The 16,250-nt window shown below is 34.1% G+C and carries 13 protein-coding genes; 8 read left to right on the forward strand and 5 right to left on the reverse strand.

The annotated features are described in order from the left end of the window. Positions 1-26 precede the first annotated feature (26 nt). The 3 genes from nhaD to ABZC13_RS12000 are packed head-to-tail and all read right to left on the reverse strand — an operon-like array spanning position 27 to position 2,964. Positions 27-1,355 carry a sodium:proton antiporter NhaD gene (gene nhaD / locus ABZC13_RS11990; RefSeq protein WP_373004122.1) on the reverse strand — a complete coding sequence of 443 codons (1,329 nt, stop codon included), beginning with the start codon at positions 1,353-1,355 and terminating at the stop codon, positions 27-29. After that, positions 1,352-2,800, reverse strand: a complete 1,449-nt coding sequence (nadB, locus tag ABZC13_RS11995) for an L-aspartate oxidase (protein WP_373004125.1) — start codon at positions 2,798-2,800, stop codon at positions 1,352-1,354. Before nadB ends, nhaD begins: the two co-directional genes overlap by 4 nt. After that, positions 2,800-2,964, reverse strand: coding sequence for a hypothetical protein (locus ABZC13_RS12000; protein ID WP_373004128.1), 165 nt, complete (start codon positions 2,962-2,964; stop codon positions 2,800-2,802). Before ABZC13_RS12000 ends, nadB begins: the two co-directional genes overlap by 1 nt. An 81-nt stretch (positions 2,965-3,045) precedes the next feature. Between ABZC13_RS12000 and ABZC13_RS12005 the strand changes: the two genes are divergently transcribed. The 6 genes from ABZC13_RS12005 (at position 3,046) to ABZC13_RS12030 (ending at position 10,997) form a co-directional block, all read left to right on the forward strand. Next, positions 3,046-3,375 (forward strand): hypothetical protein, encoded by a 330-nt coding sequence (locus ABZC13_RS12005; RefSeq protein WP_373004131.1) that lies wholly within the window; start codon positions 3,046-3,048, stop codon positions 3,373-3,375. Further along, positions 3,365-5,167, forward strand: coding sequence for an excinuclease ABC subunit UvrC (uvrC, locus tag ABZC13_RS12010; protein WP_373004134.1), 1,803 nt, complete (start codon positions 3,365-3,367; stop codon positions 5,165-5,167). The genes ABZC13_RS12005 and uvrC overlap by 11 nt, the downstream gene beginning before the upstream one ends. A gap of 66 nt (positions 5,168-5,233) precedes the next feature. After that, positions 5,234-5,647, forward strand: coding sequence for a PAS domain-containing protein (locus tag ABZC13_RS12015; RefSeq protein WP_373004136.1), 414 nt, complete (start codon positions 5,234-5,236; stop codon positions 5,645-5,647). A gap of 9 nt (positions 5,648-5,656) precedes the next feature. After that, positions 5,657-7,339 (forward strand): Hpt domain-containing protein, encoded by a 1,683-nt coding sequence (locus ABZC13_RS12020; RefSeq protein WP_373004139.1) that lies wholly within the window; start codon positions 5,657-5,659, stop codon positions 7,337-7,339. A gap of 3 nt (positions 7,340-7,342) precedes the next feature. Further along, entirely contained in the window at positions 7,343-10,609 is a 3,267-nt protein-coding gene (locus tag ABZC13_RS12025; RefSeq protein ID WP_373004141.1) for an ATP-binding protein, read from the forward strand. A 10-nt stretch (positions 10,610-10,619) separates the two neighbouring features. Then, positions 10,620-10,997 carry a PleD family two-component system response regulator gene (locus ABZC13_RS12030; RefSeq protein ID WP_373004144.1) on the forward strand — a complete coding sequence of 126 codons (378 nt, stop codon included), beginning with the start codon at positions 10,620-10,622 and terminating at the stop codon, positions 10,995-10,997. Positions 10,998-11,003: 6 nt separating this feature from the next. On the opposite strand, the gene lon is transcribed toward ABZC13_RS12030, so the two are convergent. Further along, the gene (gene lon, locus ABZC13_RS12035; RefSeq protein ID WP_373004147.1) at positions 11,004-13,427 is read right to left on the reverse strand and encodes an endopeptidase La; all 2,424 of its coding nucleotides are present in this window, start codon (positions 13,425-13,427) and stop codon (positions 11,004-11,006) included. 17 nt (positions 13,428-13,444) lie between these two features. Beyond that, the gene (bamD, locus tag ABZC13_RS12040; RefSeq protein ID WP_373004150.1) at positions 13,445-14,329 is read right to left on the reverse strand and encodes an outer membrane protein assembly factor BamD; all 885 of its coding nucleotides are present in this window, start codon (positions 14,327-14,329) and stop codon (positions 13,445-13,447) included. 137 nt (positions 14,330-14,466) lie between these two features. Between bamD and fliW the strand changes: the two genes are divergently transcribed. Beyond that, positions 14,467-14,847 (forward strand): flagellar assembly protein FliW, encoded by a 381-nt coding sequence (gene fliW, locus ABZC13_RS12045; protein WP_373004153.1) that lies wholly within the window; start codon positions 14,467-14,469, stop codon positions 14,845-14,847. A 218-nt stretch (positions 14,848-15,065) separates the two neighbouring features. Beyond that, a partial coding sequence (locus ABZC13_RS12050; protein WP_373004156.1) for a hypothetical protein occupies positions 15,066-16,250 on the forward strand: 1,185 nt, incomplete at its 3' end.

Raw genomic sequence — 16,250 nt, forward strand, 5'->3', positions numbered from 1 at the left:
CAAAGTAAAGACAAGGGTACTTTGAATTATGGCTTAATATAAAGTCCCAAGATTTCATACTGTGCATACCAAACAGCTATTGATACAAAGTAACCAATGACAATCGTCCAAGAATATTTCATATGAGCACCAAAAGTATATACACCTTTAAGTTTTCCCATAACACCAACACCTGCAGCAGAACCGAAACTTATCATACTACCACCAACACCTGCAGTAAGAGTAACCAGCATCCATTGTGCCAGTGGAATATCAGGAGAAGCTTTAAGAACTGCCGACATAACCGGAACATTATCAACAATTGCCGATAAAAATCCAACACCGATATTTACACTTGTTGGACTAAACATAGTGTAAAGGTGAGCAGCATGAGCTAAGAAACCAGCGAAATGAAGTGCACCAACGGCTGCTAATATACCGAAGAAAAACAGAAGTGTGTCATTTTCAACTTTTGAAACGGATTTATAAATCTGAATATCATGATCATGATATTTTTTAAGTGTATAAGCGTAAAGTTGTAAAAGAGAAAGACCAAATAACATTCCCCACATCGGAGGCAAGTGCATTAGCTGCTTGCCTAAAACTGCTGAAGCAATTGTAAACACACCAAGAGCTATGATCACTTTACCGCCCTTATGAATATGAACAGGCTCTGCACCCTCAATTTTCTTAGGTGAACCTTCTGGAACAAAACGAGAAAGTAAAAAAGCTGTAATACCCCAACCGACAATAGAAGCTGGGAATAAGAATAAGAAATCAACAAATGTTCCCTTACCTGCAGACCATGCCATAAGTGTTGTAATATCACCAAATGGAGACCAAGCACCACCGGCATTTGCAGCTACAACAATATTTATCGCAGCTGGTACTAAGAAAGCCTTATTATTTCTTTCTATTGTAATAAGTACAGTAGAAAGGATAAGAGCGGTGGTTAAGTTGTCAGCAACCGGAGAGATGAAAAATGCTAAAAATCCAGTTACCCAAAACAGCTTTTTATAGTCATACCCGGAACTTAGCAGCTTTTCTTTTAAAGCATCAAAAACATTTCTTTCAATAAGTGCTTCAATAAATGTCATTGCCACGAATAAGAAGAAGAAAATCTCTGCTATTTCCAATATAAGGTGAGCTATTTCTACATCAAATGAAGAAAAATCAAGTCCATTAAATGCATAATAACCACCTAGTAACATAAACATAAAGGTACCTGTAAATAGTGCTGGTTTAGCCTTATTAATGTGGTATTTCTCCTCTGCAGCAATAAAGTAATACCCTACGATAAATATTACTAATAATAACCAACCAAATGGTTCAACGGCTAGATCAACTGCGTGAGCACCATCTTCAACTCTTGTCATTTTGACTCCTCTAAAATTGTGTGTACGCCAATAGACTTGTCTCTAGCTAATGCTGAGAGAACAATCTCTTTTGCTGTAAGTAAACGAAATTTCAACAGTTTACCAATATTTTCTTTTAAAAGAGCATTAATTTGTTCTAATGCTTCGTTTAAACCCTTTTTTGTTCTCACTATAGAGACATTTTCCCACATGATACGACGGAGCAAGTTTTTTTTGTCTTTATCATCCTTAAAACTCATAACCTCATCGCTAACTTCAAACTCAAGAATCTCTTTTGTTTGTGGATTATTTAAAATATCTCGAGCAGCTTCTCTTGCAAAAACAAGACCCTCAAGTAAAGAGTTAGATGCGAGTCTATTTGCTCCATGAACTCTTACAGATGCAACTTCACCGATAGCATAGAGCCCTCCTACATTAGGAACTCTACCCTTTAAATCACTCTTTATTCCACCTATAGCGTAATGAAAAGCCGGAGAAATCGGCACTCTTTGCATCGGCACATCAAAACCTATATCTCTTAGATTTTTGTATATATTAGGAAATCTATGCATAAAATAGTTATAGTCAAAGTTTTGCAGATTCAGATAAGTTTTTAAACCTGTTTTTTTAGTATAGTCATAGATAGACTTGCTTACAATGTCTCTAGATGCAAGCTCACCACGTGGATCGTAGTCTAGCAAAAACCTTTTTCCATTTTCATCTTCAATGGATGCACCCTCACCTCTTAAAGCTTCAGTCAGAAGAAGTTTTTGGGCGTACTCACTATGGACATAAACTGTAGGATGAAACTGCATCATCTCCATATGCTCAAGTGCTATACCTTTCATAAGGCAAAGACCCTGCATGTCTGCACTAATACACGGTGCATTAGTATGGTATTCAAAAAGTGAGCCAACACCACCACTGGCAATAATCACATTTGGAGCATAAATATTTCTACTCTCTCTATGATCTAATACAGTAACACCATAACACTCGCCATCTTTGATAAGAAGGTCAACAACTCTTGCATCACTTAGTAATTGGTGCTTATTTTCCTTCAACAAAAAGTAGTGCATGTGTCTACCCGTTGCATCTCCACCTGCATGTAGGATTCTACTTGTTGAATGCGCTGCTTCTTTAGTATACAGCAGTTCTCCGTTTTCATCAGAATCAAACTTAAATCCACTATCTATAAGGTCATCAATAACCTCTCTTGAATTATGACTTAAGACTTTTACAGCTTCTTCATCGCAAAGCCCTGCTCCGGCTTCAAGCGTATCTTTTATGTGAAAAGGGATATCATCTGTGTCTTTTGATAGAGCTACCCCGCCTTGGGCATAAAAACTGTTACATTTAAAAGTTTCTCTTTTGTTTATAATGAGTACTTTTTTATCTTTAGGTAGGTGAGATGCTGCATATAAACCAGCTACACCTGCTCCAATTACTATTACATCGTACTGCATTACTTAGCCGGCTCTTTTATAATAAACTTGACATTATCATCACCAGTAGGAGCTTCATCCTGATAATATGGTGCTTTTTTATATCCACACCCGTTTACACTTAACACAAACATTGCTATAATAAGCGCATGAAAAACAGTGCTCAAATTCTTAATTCGATTCAACATAGACCTCAATTCTCTAAACTTTCGAAATACAGGTGTATTAAAAAAATACAATCTATATTTTCGCCGGCACTTCAAAAGATGATTAAGTTTGCATATTTTAAAAATGATATACTTTTTTTCGTACTTAATCATCCTGGTGCTAAACAAGAGTTCGATAATAATATACAAAGTATTAAAAGTGCTTTAAAGTTTGTCTCTCCAGAGGAATGTATGGAAGTCACTGTAACCGATATAAAAGCATTTGTAACAAATAAACCTATAAAAAAGATAACTCTCTTTAAAACAAACTCTAAAGAAGAGTATACAGAAAGAGCTACCGGTGATTTCAGTATCGATATAAAAGATGAAAAACTAAACTCTCTTGTAAAATCTATTCAAGACATAATAAAAGCCAAAAATGACTCTTAAAGAAACGATAAAACAACTTCCAGATTCTGCCGGCATCTACCAATATTTTGACAAGAATGGTCATCTGCTTTATATCGGAAAAGCTAAGAATCTGCAAAAAAGAGTTAAAAGCTACTTCAGTTTTATACCTGAACTAAAAGCAAACTCAAACCTCTCTCTTAGAATAACCAAGATGATAAACCAGACTGTGTCTATGAACTACATAGTTGTAAACTCAGAACACGATGCTCTTATACTTGAAAACTCGCTGATAAAGCAGTTAAATCCTAAGTACAACATTCTACTTCGTGATGACAAAACATATCCGTATATCTATATAGACAACTCCCAAAAGTACCCAAGATTTGACATAACAAGAAAGATAATAAAAGCTCCGGATATTAAGTACTTTGGGCCTTATTCGGTTGGTGCAAGAGATATTTTAGAATCTGTTTATGAACTTTGTAAACTTGTCCAAAAAAAAGGATGTTTAAAATCAAAGAAACTGTGTCTATATCATCAAATAGACAAGTGCTTGGGACCTTGTGAACTGCCTATCTCAGGTGCAAGATATAAACAAGAACTAGACCTCGCTCACGAACTAATCCAAAATAAAAAATTGCTCATAAAAAAACTTCAAGAAAAAATGTTCTTTTACGCAGAGAATATGAGGTTTGAAGAGGCATGTGAATTAAGAGACAGGATAGAGAGAATCACCCGTTCAGAGATTAAGAGTGAAATCGATTTTGCAACTAAAGAAGACTATGATATTTTTGTTCTTCATAACTCTGAAACGAGAGCCGTTATTGTTAGAATCTTTATGAGAGACGGGAAAATAATCTCATCGACTCACGACTATATACAGCTAAATGAAGGCTACGATGAAGATGAGCTTTACCAAAGAGTTCTTTTAGATTTTTACTCTAAAGAAAAACCACCTATTATTGCCCCTATTTTAGTAGCATCTGAGTTTGAGAACTTAAAAGTTATAGAGGAGCATCTAAGCAGTGTATTTGAGAAAAAAGCAAGCATTAAAGTACCAAAACAGGGGAATAAAAAGCAGCTCATTGATCTAGCAATTTTAAATGCAAAAGAGCTTCTTAAAAAAGACAAAGATTCTGTTGATACTAAAATTTTGAACGAATTAAAAGATCTGTTATTACTAGAACGTATTCCAAAAAGGGTGGAAGTTTTTGACAACTCCCATATGGCTGGTGTTGCTACAGTAGGAGCTATGATTGTTTATGAAGATGGAAAATTCGATAAAAAAAGTTACAGAACTTACCACCTAGAAGCAAAAGACGAATACGCTCAGATGCGCGAGACTTTAACAAGAAGAGTTGAAAGTTTTTCCAAAAACTCACCTCCTGATTTATGGATAATCGATGGTGGAGCGACTCTTTTAAAACTGGCATCCGAGATTGTTGATTCTGCAGGTGTCTTCATAGACATTATCGCTATTTCAAAAGAAAAAATTGATGCAAAAGCTCATCGAGCTAAAGGTAAAGCTGATGATATTATTCATACTAAGAATGATATTTTCAAGTTAAAGAGCTCTGACAAAAGACTTCAATGGACTCAAAATTTAAGAGATGAAGCACATAGAAGTGCAATTGGCTTTCACAAAAAAACAAAACTAAAACTTGATAATGAGAGTAAACTTTTAAAGCTAAAAGGGATCTCCGAAGCAAAGGTGAAAAAACTACTCAATCATTTTGGCACCTTTGAAGCCCTGAAAACCTTAACTATAGAAGAAATAAGTTCTGTTTTAAACATAAAAGATGCAAAAGTAATTAAAAATATTTACTTCTAAGTATAGTTTTGCATCTATTATGATATATTTATAACCATAATATTTTGTAGAGTATAAGGTTTATTTATGGACAAAGTAGTACCAATTGATGAAGAGTATATCTTTGAAGGCAGTCTGATAATAAGTCAGACTGATTTAAAAGGTTTTATAACTTTTGCAAATAGAAAGTTCTGTGAAGTGTCAGGCTATAAAGTTGATGAGCTTATTGGAAGTAATCACAACATTATCAGGCACCCAGATATGCCAAAAGCTGCATTTGCCAAAATGTGGAGTACTATCAAGGGTGGTCAAGCTTGGAATGGCCTAGTAAAAAATCTACGAAAAGACGGTTTATACTATTGGGTCGATACAGAAATCATTCCTGTTCATAATGACAATGAAGAGATAATTGGCTATATCGCTGCAAGAAAAGTTGCTTCAAGAAAAGATATTGAAGAAAATGAAAAGCTATACAAAAAAATGCTTGAAACTGAAAATTAAGGGGTACTAATGTTAATTTATAACTATCAAAAAGAGTTTGTCGGAATTGACGAATCTGATCTAAAAGCTCTAGGATTTTCAGATTTATCTCAACTAAGAAGTGAATCTGCTGACTTTGCTGATCTATTTGTAAAAACACCTGGTTTTGTACATAACTTTAAACATGTTCACTGGATAGATTTTGTTACTTGCGCAGAAGGAAGTGAAGATTCAAAAGTAATAATTCATGCAAACGGAAAAAACTTTAGATGTACCCTTGATATAAAAACAGCTTACCTTGTAGATGATCCATCTCGAAGAGCCTATATTATAAACCTTGTAAATTTAAGAGCATTGACTCATGTCGAAAATGAACAAGTTGCCGGAGATGTCCTCGAAAAACCGGCACCAAGAGTCTCAACTCAAAGTAGCGCTATATTTAATACTCCAGACTTTAGTTCCAACTTTGAAGACGATAAACATGATAAAGTCTTCACTCCAGAACCACTAGAAGAGATAGAAGTCACTCACGATCCATACGAAGAAAGTCAGACAGACACTATTGATAATTTGGAAATAAACCCTAAAATTGTAGAAGACATTTATGAAAATGCCCCTATAGACCTTGGTGATGAACTTCTAGAGATAGATGATATCCAAGAGGATTCAGAAGAATTACATGAAACAGAAAAAGAAACTCCAGAGATAGAAGAAGTAGCAAAAAAAGCATCTCTTCCTCCTATATATACACAAGTACTGAATGTCGGTAGTGACTATGTTTATGATCCTCATTTAGCGTCAGATGAGCTTGGTCTTCCTGTTGATTTAATAGAAGAATTCATACAGGATTTTATCTCTCAAGCTAACGAGTTTAAAGATGATTTATATAACTCTTTATATGATGGTAATACTGACAATGTAAAGATACTATCTCACAAACTTAAAGGTGTTGCTGCAAATCTTCGTATAGAAGATGCCTTTGAAGTGTTAAGTACAATAAATACTTCAGATAATACAGACGAGATCAAGACTAATATGGATACGCTATACATAATAATCGAAAAACTATCTGGAAAAGGTGTTCAACCAGCGGCACTTGTAGAAGTTCTACAAAGCGTAGAGGAAGAAGAAATATCAAATGAAAATGATGACTTAATACTTAGCTTTAAAGATGATGATATAGAAGAGCAAGTAATTGATGACTCTGAAGTTCCTCAAAAAATAGAAATGCCGGAACTGGCTGATGATGATTTTTTAACTATCGATGACACTCAGGAAGAAGAGATAGAAGAGATCGTACTAAATGAAGAAATCAGTGAGATTGATGATTTAGATAAAATTACTTTAGATGATGAAATAAAAGAGCTAGAGCCTGAGCAAACGACTAAAGAAACTTCATTTATACAATATGACAAGGCACAAGCAGCTAATGAAATTGGCATAGATGCACAAAGTTTTGAAACACTGTTTGATGATTTCATGATAGAGGGCGAAAATGCTTGTAATGAGATTAACAGTGCCATAGAACAAAGTAATTCTGACTCATGGAGACAAGCTGCTATTAAACTAAAAGGAATGAGTGATAATATGAGAATTCATGATTTTACAGTAGAACTAGAGTCAATTATTCATACACAAGATTCTAATGAAGCAAAAGAAGCCTTAAAAGCTATTAATACTAAATTACAGCAAATATCAAGCAGAAAGGTTTAATATATGCAGTTAGGTTTAAAAAACAGACTTAGATTAATCAGTTTATTCCCTATTATTATTCTCTTTTCATTAACCAGTTACTATTTGTATGAATCATACAAAGATTATCAAAGTGCAGATTTTCTTCACAATAAACTCTCAGAAAACAGATATTTAAATGATGTAGTTGGTAATGTGGCAAGAGAAAGAGGTATGACTGCAATGTACCTTGGTAACCCGACAAAAAATATTTTTAAATCTTTGCAAGAACAAAGAAAAGTTGTTGATATAAAGACAAACGCTTACTTAGATTATACAAAAAATGATTCTGCCTTACATGACCATTCACAAGGAGAAGAGAATTGTATTGCTTGTCAAAATCAAAGTTCTGTTGAAGCTTCTTTACTCAAGATTCATGAGGCAAGAGAGCTTGTAGATGAAAATAAAATAAAGTTTAGAGATGTTTTTACAAACGTATACAGTAAAAGTGAAAGAGAATTTATATCTCAACTTGAGCAAATCACAGAGAACCAGACAGATCAAAATATTAATGAGCTTTATTCAATATATATTGCCATGGTTAATGCTAAAGAGTTTAGTGGTATTGAGAGGGGATATATGTCTTACATCATTTCCCGTTCAAATAAACTAGAAGAAGAAGATCTAAATAAATGGATTTCAGTTATCGGTAAAGCAGATGCTATTAGTTATAGAACACTGCATAATAAAAACCTTCTAAATGAATTAAAACTACTCTTTGAAAATGAAGATGCTAAAGAACTTTTTCAAGATATAAATACTGAAAGAACTGCAATAATCTCAGCTAGTCAAAGCGGACAATATGACATTACTTCCGGTGTTTGGTTCACTATGCACTCTGAGAAAATCAATATTATTTCAAATGCCGAAGATTTACTTCTTAATGAAATGGATAAAAGAGCAAAAGAAGTACAAGCTGAATCTTTACAATTTCTGATTATTACTCTTACAATCTGGCTAATATCACTGATCCTTGCAACACTGGGTTATTTCCTATCAAATGAGATTACTAGAAATATCAAAAACCTTGAGGATGTACTAAAAAGGGTTGCTGAAGATACTAGTGACGATCAAGATGAAACAGCCGTTATTAATCTACATACAGCAGATGGTACTGCAGAGGCTTATGACTTACTAGAGAAGATTATTGAGCAGACAAGAGAAGATAAAGAGTCTGCACAAGAGGCAAGTGAAGCAAAATCTATGTTCCTTGCAAATATGTCTCATGAAATACGTACACCGCTTAACGGTATTGTTGGATTTACTGAACTTCTTAAAGATACAGGTCTTGGAGAAGAGCAGCATGAATTTGTTGAGATTATTGAGAAATCATCTGAAAACCTTCTTGAAATTATCAATAATATCCTTGACCTTTCTAAAATTGAAAGTAATAAACTAGAGATTGAAGATATTGTATTTAACCCAATTGATGAGTTTGAGAGTGCTGTTGAAGTATATGCAGTACGTGCAAGTGAGAAACATATCGACCTTGGATGTTTCATTGACCCGGCGTTAGAACATCCACTAAAAGGTGATCCGACTAAGATTAAAGAAGTTATCATTAACCTTCTTTCAAATGCTGTTAAATTTACAAGCAGTGCTGGTTCAATCAATGTTGACATTAGACAAGTTGAGTGTGATCAAGAAGGTAAAACAAGAGTTAGATTTGAGGTTCAAGATAGCGGTATCGGTGTAACCAGTGAACAGAAATCTAGAATCTTTGAAGCATTCTCTCAAGCAGATACATCAATTACCCGTAAATATGGTGGGACTGGTCTAGGTCTTACAATTTCAAGTAGATTTATTGAGTTAATGGGTGGTGAACTTGATCTTCACAGTGAGACAGGTTCTGGAACCACTTTCTTCTTTACTATAGATTTTGAAGAAGTAGAAACACTCAATGAAAGTTCAAAAGGGAGTTTCTCAAGTCTTAACGCTTTAGTACTTGAAAATAATCATAAAACAAAAAGACAAGAGACTTACCTTCGTGAGTATCTAGACTTCTATGGTGTTAGCTATACAACGTTTAAAGATATAAATGAGTTGGAAACTCTTCAAAGACAGGTAGGTTATGACTTGGTGTTTGTTGACTACGACTATGCACAAGAAGGTGATTTAGTTAGCTATGGTAACCTTCCTCAGGCTCTTATTCTTTTAACCAAATCTTACTACATGAAAAAAATAGATTCTCTTCATATAAATATTTTCAAAACTATATATGAGCCTCTAAATATTTCAAAAGTTAAACTAGCATTAGATAACTACAATACTGAAAACTTTAATGCCAAAAGAGCTAAAAAGACGAACCGTAAAAAGTTCAACAAAGAAACATCTAAGTTCAAAGCAAATGTTTTAGTTGCAGAAGATAATATAATCAATCAAAAACTGATCAAGAGAACTCTTGAAGATTTAGGGCTGACAGTAAGTATTGCTAATAATGGTCTAGAAGCCTTCCAAAAGAGAAAAGATGGAAATTTTGATCTTATCTTTATGGATATCCAGATGCCATTCCTTGACGGTGTTGAATCAACTGCTGAAATTTTAGAATATGAAGAAGACTTCAATCAACCTCACGTTCCTATTTTAGCCCTTACAGCAAATGCTCTAAAAGGAGATAGAGAAAGGTTCCTTGAAGCTGGTTTGGATGAGTATACTACGAAGCCTCTAGTTCGTTCAGAAATCATCTCTCTACTAAACCATTTTCTTGCTGACTTCATAATAGAAGAAGTTCCATCAGTACCAAGAAGTGCCGATGAAGTAATAGAAGCTAATAACACTTCTTCATCTTTTGAAGATAGCGTGGAAGAATTTAATGATGAACTTGAAGAAGAAGCTATTGAAGAAATTCAAGAGATAAAAGAACCGGAATCGACTAATGAAAAGAAAAAATATAAAGCAGATATTTTATTAGCAAAAAAGAGTCGCTTTGAATCAAGACTATATATTCAACTTTTAGAATCGTTAGGTTACACATATGAGCTTGCACATACTACTGGGGAGTTAGAAGAGTTGACAGGTGCCAATACTTACAAACTTGTACTTTTTGACAAAGAATTAGATGGTTTAAATTTAGAAAAACTCTCAAGTGATATTAAAGTATCAAATAATGATAATGGACTTATTTCCTACTTAGTTCTTATCAGTGATCCTGCCCTACAAGAAGATTCTGATGATGTGTTATATGTACATGAATTAATTAAAAATGTTGTAAACAAAGATTTACTACGTTTAGTATTTGAAAAATTTATTTAAGGAATAAAATATGTCAAAAGAAGACTTAGTAGTTTTAGCTGTAGATGATGATATGATCAATCTTAAACTACTCAAATCAATGTTAATGAAAAGTGGAAAAGTTAAAGAGGTTATAGAAGCTAAGAATGGCTCAGATGCCATCGGTGTACTAAAATCAAGAAATGATATTGATCTTATTTTACTCGATATCATTATGCCTGTTATGGGTGGGATTGAAATGCTTAAGGTGGTACGTGCAGATGATAATCTTCGTCAATTACCTATCATCGTTCTTACAACTGATGAGACAAAGAAAAGTGAGGCTCTTGAATTTGGAGCTAATGGTTTCTTAATGAAGCCAATAAGAAACACAGACCTAATTCAAAAAATATCAACAGTTATAGTCTAGGAAGTCTTACGACTCCTTGACTAAAATATATTTTAATACTTCTTCTACTCTGCTTACACCAACTATTTCAAGTGAATCTTTTACTTCTTTAGGAATATCTTCTAAATCTCTTTCATAATTCTTCGACGGTATAAGAACCTTACTCATTCCTGCTTTATGCGCAGCAATCAACTTCTCTCTTAGTCCACCGATTGGCAGAACATCTCCACTTAGAGAAACTTCACCGGTCATTGCAATCTCAGAACGAATTTTCTCTCCACTGAGGATTGATGAGATAACACTTACCATTGCTATACCGGCACTTGGTCCATCTTTTGGTGTTGCACCGTCTGGAACGTGAATATGAAGGTCATAGCGCTTATAAACCTCACTCGGGTCAACTTTTATATTTTCATCTTTTTCTTTAAATGTAAGAGGAATATTTTCAGGCGCTATCTTCAGTTTTTTAGCATCTATAAGAGTCTTAACAACACTCATGGCGATTCTGGCACTCTCTTTCATAACATCACCAAGACTACCAGTAAGCTGCATATTTCCTTTACCTTTGATTCTAATGCTCTCTATCTTTAAAACATCTCCGCCAACTGCCGTCCATGCAAGTCCGTTAACAACACCCACAACAGGAACTTTTGTAGTCTTTTCAATTTCAAATACACTCTTATCAAAAAAGTCTTTTAGATTTTTAAGAGAGATAGAAACTTTATTTACGGTTGTGTCTTCAAGTATTAGGCGAGCTACTTTTCTACTCATATCTGCAATTCTACGACGAAGATTTCTAACACCGGCTTCTCTTGTATAGCTATGAATAAGCTCTTTAAGTGCTGGTTTTGAAATACTTACTTCACTCTTTTTAAGACCATGTTTTTTAAGCTCTTGTGGAAGTAAATATCTCTTAGCAATTTCAAACTTCTCCTGTGGAGTGTATGAGCTGATTGTAATAAACTCCATTCTATCACGAAGAGGTGTAGGAATACGTCCAACATCATTTGCAGTAGCTATAAATATAACCTTACTAAGATCAATATCAAAGTTGAGATAGTAATCTCTAAACTCTTTGTTTTGTTCAGGGTCAAGTATCTCTAAAAGAGCAGCTGTAGGATCACCTCTTTGTGAGCGAGAAACTTTATCTATCTCATCTAAGACTACAACAGGGTTCATCTTTTTAGCATCTATGAGACCCTGAGTAATACGACCGGGCATAGCACCGACATAAGTTCTTCTATGTCCCCTTAGCTCATTGACATCTTCAAGCCCTCCAAGAGCTATTCTGATAAGCGGTCTCTTTAGAGCCTCTGCAATTGAGTTTGCCAATGAAGTTTTACCAACACCCGGAGGTCCGGAAAAACAAAGAATAGCACCCGCACTGTCACTGGATAGACCTCTTAGCTCTAGCAACTCTTTAACGGCAAAATACTCTACTATTCTCTCTTTTGGTTTCTTAAGTGAGAAATGATCTTCATTGAGTTGATTTTCAACATCTTTGATTTTAAGTGCTTTTTTTGCATTCTCACCAAATGGAATCTCTAAAGTCCAGTCCAAATATGTCTGAGTCATAGATGCATCTGAAGAGTCCGGATGCATTCTAGAGAATCTTTCTATTTGTTTAGAGATCTCTTTATAAGCTTCTTCACCCATCTTTCCTTTTTTGGCTTCTAGTTTGTTACGATACTCTTCTATCTCTTCATCACGAGCCGTATCTGTTCCTAACTCTTTTTGAATCTGCTTTAACTGCTCTTTTAAAAAATACTCTTTATTTACTTTTTCAATATGAGAATGAACCTTACCTCTTATCTCTTTTTGCAGTTTATTAGCTTCAATTTCATCTATAAGGTAATCAATTAAAAATAAAAATCTTTTCTCTGTATCTACTTCAACAAAAAGTTTATACGCCTGCTCTTTTTTTAGCTTAACACTACTACAGATAAGATCTATTATTCTATTATGATCATGATTTTCTTCTATTGTTCTAAGAAGATCAGGTGGAAAATAGTTACTTACACCAGAAAGTATTCTTACCTTTTCGCGAACAATTTCTAGTATCGCATCTATTTTTAGAGACTCTACATTTGTAGCTTCAAGTATATCAACATTTGCAATAAGTGGAGAATTTTGCACTTCATAAAGTGTCTTAGCACGGGCAAGTCCTTGAAAAAGAACTTTTACTCGACCATCGGGAAGGGCTACTTTTCTCATTATAGAACCTACAACACCAGAATCATATAGTGCGTCATATGTTCTTTCACCTTCACGAGAAGGTTTAGTCGGACATACAATCACTAAAGAACTATCTTCCATAGCTAAAGTCGCTGCGTTAATGTTGTTTTCGTCACTCAAAAAAAGTGGTGAAATCATAAAAGGGTATAAAAAAAGTTCGTCTTCTGCTATAACTGGTATATCTGCTGGAAAATCGCCATAATTGCTTAATTTCATATTATTTCCTATGTTTATTAAAGTTCTAAAATCTTATCTTTTAAAGCATTGAATTCATCTTCTGTGATGATGCCTTTATCTTTTAGATCTTGTGCTTTATTTAATTCGTCTTGTTGAAATTTACTCAAATTTTGCTTAGGTTCTTCTATCTCTTTTGGTTTAGTTTTGGTTGTTATGCTGTCGTCAACTACAGAGTTTCTTGATACTACACTTCTTGTATCAGGCACCATAAACCCATACCAGCTCTCCGTTCCGTCACCCTCAAACCACTCTCTGTACCAAGCTGTATTTGCTCTATCGATCTCATCCCATTTTATCCACGGTTGTGGCTTAAGAGCTCTATAATACTCAGCACTTTTTGGTTTATCAAGTCTAACATATAGATCTGCGATAGTCTCATTTAGTGCAGCTTCTGCCATATAAAGGCGTGTTTGCATAGTGTCTACTACAGCATAATACATGGAGTTTGGATAATTATGCTTAAATTTTTGTGCTTCTCTTATAGCCTCTTCAATAAGAGCCTGATCACGTCTTGGATTCGGAAGTGCCATATATTTAGCTTTTATCTTTAAAAACTCTGCGTCTTCTTTTTCATTTGCTGTTGCATATCTTTTTATATACTCATTTAAAAAATGCTCACTAAGTAGATACTCTTCATAGTACATATGCGCAATAGCCAAGATCATTGTTGCTTCAGGTAACAGAGGTGACCCAATGTGTTCACCCTGCAAAGAACTATAATAGTTATCAGCTTTCTCTAAATCTCCCTGAGAGATATTTTTTACTATTTTTCCGTACCAATATACGGCAGGCTTGTTGTACTCTTCTAACTCTTTAGAACAACCACCAAAGAAAAGTATAGCTGTCAGTGCTGTTAAGAAAAAACTATTTTTTAATTTCATCAAATAATATCCCAATAAATAAATAAGTTGATATTCTATCCAAAAGATATATAACACAGATTAAACTCTCTACATATGCATGGTACATTTTATGCTTTAGGTGCTATAATAAACAAATAATTTGCAAAAGGTTTTTTATGAAATTTGATATAAGCGTACCTCTTTTAGGTTTTGACAACATAAAACAGGTGGAGTTAGAAAAGATTGATGATGTTTTTATGAAAATGGTTTCATGTGAAGATGCACATATATCTTTTACTCTAATCGACCCTTTTGTTTTAAGAGAATATGACTTTGAAGTTCCAAATAATGTTAAAGACATAATGGAGATAGATGAAAAGTCAAATCTTTTAATTTTAAACATCGTTCTAATCCAGACTCCTATAGAGAGTTCAGTTGTAAACTTCATCGGACCACTAATTTTTAATACTGACAATAACAAAGCTGCACAAGTAATTTTAGCCGAATCTACAAAATACGGCGTAGCTGAAAAAATCTCTACTTTCTTAAACAAGTAACTCCTAAATATTTCTGCTTTAGCCCTCATAATATAGGGCTATACAGCAAGTAAAACATCAAAATCAAACCTTAAAACAATTTATCACATTTAAGCTAATTTAAGAGTTTTCATACAAAATTTGCAAAAAAACAGTATAATTGATGCATAATAAATGTGAAATAGTACATGAGCCCATTTTTTGTGTGCTATTTTTTTTGTTATATCAAGGAGTCTTCTATGAGAACTTATAGTATAAAATATTCTTTCCTCTTGTTATTATTTTTATTTCCATTTTCTTTATTTGCAGCAGATGGTGACGGAGGAAGAGACTTTGAAAATATAGCTAATCATATTGTACGTGGAGATGCTGTCCTAATCGGGAACACTGTTTTATGTCCTCAAAATGTAGATGGAAGCTGTCAGGATGATGGGACAATAAATAATGCAAATGCTGACTTAAAAGTGATTACAAACTCATCAGCTGATTTAAATATTTCTATTTCTAATCATCAAATTACTTGGGCAGGTCTTTTTTGGATGGGTGTTGCACAAGAAGCAACTACAGAAGCCACTGCAATTACAAACTTCGATGCCACTTTAGCAAAAACTATTACAATCACAACACCTGATGATGTAAATCATACAGCACCTTGGACAACAACTTCAAAGTTAGACACTTATACAAAATTAAATGGCCGATGGTTTTTATCTTATCAAGCATATACAGACATTACATCTATTGTCAGTAATGCTGGAACTGGTACTTATAAAATCAACAATTTGTACACTACGACAGGTGCAACAAATAACCCTGATGGTAACTTTGGCGCATGGATGATAGCAGTTATCTATAATGACCAGGATATATCATCATCTACAAATCTAAGATATGTATCAGTATTTAATGGGTTTAAAGCTATCCTCGACGGTGCTGGTGTTCCTGATACAGATTTTTCTATATCAGGATTTTACACACCTAAAGAAGGTGACGTATACGCTACAATGAGTATTTTTACTGCAGAAGGTGATAAAAGATTTGGTGGAGAATCACTACAAATACATCCACATAATGACCCAGTTTCAACCAATTACACTCCAATTATTTACCCTGGTGGAGATTTAACCAATGTTTTTGTATCCGGTATATCATTACCTTCAGGGTATCCAGGTACTCTTTCCCGTTCACCATCATTACAATACAACTACGCTATTGATTTACATAGTATGGAAATTGGAGATAACGCTGATAATCCAAGAGCTGCACAAAAACTCATTACTAATGCAGAAACCGGTTTAGATATAAAAATAAATACAGTAAATGATTCATTTTATGCAAGTACAGTTATTATGTCAACTGAAATTTATGAACCAAAATTTTGTTATGACTATGCATATAGTCAGTATGGAAAATACTTTACTGCA

Source organism: Sulfurimonas sp. (genome assembly GCF_041563035.1).
In the GTDB taxonomy this organism is placed as follows: Bacteria; Campylobacterota; Campylobacteria; order Campylobacterales; family Sulfurimonadaceae; genus Sulfurimonas.

Excerpts from the sequence above, each read along its gene's own strand:
- nhaD (WP_373004122.1), bottom strand. The coding sequence starts at position 1,355 with ATGACAAGAGTTGAAGATGGTGCTCACGCAGTTGATCTAGCCGTTGAA.
- bamD (WP_373004150.1), bottom strand. The coding sequence starts at position 14,329 with ATGAAATTAAAAAATAGTTTTTTCTTAACAGCACTGACAGCTATACTT.
- ABZC13_RS12005 (WP_373004131.1), top strand. The coding sequence starts at position 3,046 with ATGATTAAGTTTGCATATTTTAAAAATGATATACTTTTTTTCGTACTT.
- ABZC13_RS12030 (WP_373004144.1), top strand. The coding sequence starts at position 10,620 with ATGTCAAAAGAAGACTTAGTAGTTTTAGCTGTAGATGATGATATGATC.
- fliW (WP_373004153.1), top strand. The coding sequence starts at position 14,467 with ATGAAATTTGATATAAGCGTACCTCTTTTAGGTTTTGACAACATAAAA.
- ABZC13_RS12020 (WP_373004139.1), top strand. The coding sequence starts at position 5,657 with ATGTTAATTTATAACTATCAAAAAGAGTTTGTCGGAATTGACGAATCT.
- ABZC13_RS12025 (WP_373004141.1), top strand. The coding sequence starts at position 7,343 with ATGCAGTTAGGTTTAAAAAACAGACTTAGATTAATCAGTTTATTCCCT.
- uvrC (WP_373004134.1), top strand. The coding sequence starts at position 3,365 with ATGACTCTTAAAGAAACGATAAAACAACTTCCAGATTCTGCCGGCATC.
- ABZC13_RS12015 (WP_373004136.1), top strand. The coding sequence starts at position 5,234 with ATGGACAAAGTAGTACCAATTGATGAAGAGTATATCTTTGAAGGCAGT.
- lon (WP_373004147.1), bottom strand. The coding sequence starts at position 13,427 with ATGAAATTAAGCAATTATGGCGATTTTCCAGCAGATATACCAGTTATA.
- nadB (WP_373004125.1), bottom strand. The coding sequence starts at position 2,800 with ATGCAGTACGATGTAATAGTAATTGGAGCAGGTGTAGCTGGTTTATAT.